Source organism: Pseudovibrio sp. POLY-S9 (assembly GCF_001431305.1).
GTDB lineage: Bacteria > Pseudomonadota > Alphaproteobacteria > Rhizobiales > Stappiaceae > Pseudovibrio.
The window spans coordinates 1-3,265 of the sequence record NZ_LCWX01000177.1; the positions used below are offsets into that span (position 1 = coordinate 1).

Here is a 3,265-nt window from a genome sequence, read left to right on the forward strand (position 1 = left end):
GTCATGGTGAGGATTGAGGCACCGGCAGTGTGCGAAAGCAGCCGGTCAACAGCTACTCCCCTCATCTACCGCAGGGCGCGTCTCTCCCCGACTCTACCCCCAAGAAAACAGAACAGAGAGCACTTGTTTTACATAGTTTGCAAAACGCCGCTTACGCTGCTCCTCTGCCTTGTCTCTGAGTTTGACAATGAAGGGTGAGGTAAAGCGGGTGAGGGGTGTGTTGTTGATTGGCGCCAGATAATCAAAGACCTTCTGGTAATCCGACTTAGTGCGCTCAGCCAATTCAAGAAAGGCAGAGCCGGCGCGATATTTGTCAATCAGATTGCCGAGCGTACCCGGTCTGCTGGTATCAGCCACTGACATCAAGCTTGTCAGTCGCTCACATTCCGCCAGAAAGGCAGCGCTGCCAATTGGCGCTTTTTCCAGATTGATCGGTTCACCAGTCTTGCGATGATAACACCGCAGCTTGCCATGCTGGTCATTGAAGATCTTGAAGCCCTTGACCCGGATTATCGTCATATCAGGCTCCCAGCTGATTGAGGAGGTCATCATCTGATGGACGGCTGTCTTCCTTTAAGCCTTCAATCCAGCGATCCAGATCCTTGACGTCCCAGACCTTGCGCCCTCCGGGAAGAAGAACAGCGGGAACCGGACAATTGGCCAGGAAGCTGGTTGCACTTAGACCGCAATAGGAAGCCGCATCAGCTCTCTTCAGCATGCGATACGGCTGGATACTCAAGTTCAACTGCGCTCTCGCCATATCGATCCCCTCTCGATCTTCAGGCTATAGATGTTTTGATGCCGGTAGCATGGGCCTGTGATTTAATGAGCCAAAGCGATTATTCGCTCTCCTCACGAACCTTTGTGCAAGACACCAGCACTTTCAAAAACAAAGCTCCGCAATCGACAATATGATAGGCAGGCTGACGTTTTGAGCTTCGCATAATCTGAGTGATCGCCTCCAGAAGCTCTTCCAGTCCGACATGCATCTGTATCTGAATATTTTCCTCATCCATTGCATTGTTGCAAAGGCAGAAAACACTACTTTCTGTGCCAAGAATACCAGACCATTTGTTGGCGAGTTGCTGTGAGACAGTCCCGGCAATTAGCTCTGCAATCGTATTTGTGCAGTGAGAGCGTACCATGTTGTGGTAGGTGGCAACGGCCATCAGATCATTAAAGGTATATCGGGTCCAGCCTTGGCGCTCACCCTCAAGCACCAACTGCTTCCGCCGCCTCCAGACCCGCAACGTCTCGATATTCATCCCAACGATCTTGGCAACTTCGGAAGCCGTATATGTACGGCTGTAAGTGTCACTATTCCCGATCATGCTCGACTCACTTTTTGAATTGGGTCGAGAGTACCATTTCATGCAAATGGGTCAAGTGAAACGAAAATGAATCTTCTAACTGATTGGTTTAGATGAAGTGTTGTGCGTTGGGAGTTATGAAGAAGCTTAAGAGATAGATTGAACGTTATGATGTAGTAGCAGAGGGCCAACTGCGGTCATTCGAGCAATTCCATCAAGGGTTGAGCACAGATTACCTAAACCCTGACACAGTGGCTTTTTGATCATCAAATTGCTGTAGCGAGGATATGGCCCGATCTAATTTGTTCTCACTTCAATGTCTGCTTTTTCAAACTTTATTGAATCAAATGGTATTTCACCGGCTAATTTCAAAGATCTGCTGAGGTCTTCGCCAAACGAATGAGCAAAAGCCTCGCGTTCGGAGCTAGGTTTGGAGAAATATAGATCTCTGGCGACTTCCTGATCAAAATCAAGTGCCGTTTGTCTGTCGAGGACATCTTGATGGTAGTGAGCTAGGTGACCTAGTTCGTGAAGCAAGGTTCGGTAAAGTATAGTATTTCGTACCCCCTGTGCTCGCAGCTCTGCTTCGAAGTGTCGTTTTGTCTCAATGAAAAGATGCCCGTCGGCGACTAGGCGTTCGTACTCAGCACGGTCTTCCAATGGCATACGCTTCGACCATTTAAGCGTCGCACCAAGCTCCTGAGCTTCAAGTATTATGGCCGTGCCATGATGATTTCCGAAATCCGCGAAGTATAGAAACCGACCCCAAACTGGTTTTTGCTGTTGCTGTTTTCGGGTTGGCTGTCGGAATGCAATGATGTCAGGCAAGACCTGTGATAGATTAATTGCTGATCTCAGTACTTTATTCACGTCAAGGGGAGTGCATCCGTATGTGAAGCCTTCGCGAGGTTCTTCATACAATACTCTAATTTTGAAACCGCCAATGTTTATTTCATGTGTATCTGTAATTTTGAGACGCTCATAAAACATCGAGTAATTTCCATGCTTGTCTTGCCAGCTTTCTGGAACTCTCATGTCGTTCGACTTAGAATAGCCCGACCACGAAGTGCCTATGTTCCGGTTGCGTCGCTCTGGCCGCCAAACACTGCTCATTCACATGTCCCCGATACTTTTATCTCAACAGACAATAGATCGGGCGATCCTTGGATACAAAAATAATCCTATTAGCCATGGGCTACCATTTGGAAAGATGGCCGCTAGCTGCGGCAGAGGGATATACTGGGTATCACCGGAAGGGCCATTTACCGGACATTCAAACGTTTCCATCAAGAATTGAGACTATTTCAACGTGAGTACTCTCATATATTGAGTAACGACATCTTCGCGCGGCTCTTTATTGTAATTTGTGTCGATTGCAGGCTGGTTTAGGTGCTGGGAACGGAGAACAAGAAGACAAAAATCCGCTCGCATCTGGGCACATGTGAAAGGCGAGGGTCCCTTTGCTGGAACAGCGTCTCTTCTTGTCTGGTACCAGTTCATTATTGATCGCAAAGGCGAGCATCCGCAAGGTCACCTCAATGGATACAAAGGCTGGATTCATGCTGGTGGCTATGCCGGGGTCAACGGCTTATTCGGGGAAGATAACGCCACAGGAATGGCCTGTATGGCGCACATTCGCCGCGTGTTCGTCGATATCCATGCATCTCAAGGCTCATCCATCGAAGGCAAGGCCATTCAATGGAGAACATTCAAAAATCTGAAGCGCTAACTCCAGAAATCAACGAGCTCGCCGCCTGACTACCCCACACTTTTGAATGCTCTCCCAGACGGGAAAGTCTCTGCTTTGGCACTATTGATTAAGCCAGTCTGGACAGAGGGGCCCAAGTTCAGCGCCCCCTCTGCCCTGTTTCAGCTATGCTATGAGGTTATGATTGAAGCTCTTCACCTGAAGGGCATCAGCAATCTGCTGAGCATTATCAAAACTGCCATTCGTG

At 48.6% G+C, this 3,265-nt stretch carries 5 protein-coding genes; 1 reads left to right on the forward strand and 4 read right to left on the reverse strand.

Annotated features, from left to right (window positions below; translation table 11 throughout):
* Nucleotides 1-93: 93 nt before the first annotated feature.
* The 4 genes from PPL9_RS17805 to PPL9_RS17820 form a co-directional block, all read right to left on the reverse strand.
* On the reverse strand, nucleotides 94-519 hold the full coding sequence (locus PPL9_RS17805) for a hypothetical protein (protein WP_057463958.1): 426 nt from the start codon (nucleotides 517-519) through the stop codon (nucleotides 94-96).
* A gap of 1 nt (nucleotide 520) precedes the next feature.
* On the reverse strand, nucleotides 521-760 hold the full coding sequence (locus PPL9_RS17810; protein ID WP_208609212.1) for a hypothetical protein: 240 nt from the start codon (nucleotides 758-760) through the stop codon (nucleotides 521-523).
* Nucleotides 761-839: 79 nt separating this feature from the next.
* Nucleotides 840-1,331, reverse strand: coding sequence for a MerR family transcriptional regulator (locus PPL9_RS17815; protein ID WP_057463959.1), 492 nt, complete (start codon nucleotides 1,329-1,331; stop codon nucleotides 840-842).
* A gap of 276 nt (nucleotides 1,332-1,607) precedes the next feature.
* The gene (locus tag PPL9_RS17820; protein ID WP_152986740.1) at nucleotides 1,608-2,423 is read right to left on the reverse strand and encodes a hypothetical protein; all 816 of its coding nucleotides are present in this window, start codon (nucleotides 2,421-2,423) and stop codon (nucleotides 1,608-1,610) included.
* A 328-nt stretch (nucleotides 2,424-2,751) separates the two neighbouring features.
* On the opposite strand from PPL9_RS17820, the gene PPL9_RS17825 reads away from it, so the two are divergent.
* Nucleotides 2,752-3,039 carry a transposase gene (locus PPL9_RS17825; protein ID WP_057463961.1) on the forward strand — a complete coding sequence of 96 codons (288 nt, stop codon included), beginning with the start codon at nucleotides 2,752-2,754 and terminating at the stop codon, nucleotides 3,037-3,039.
* Nucleotides 3,040-3,265: the final 226 nt, after the last annotated feature.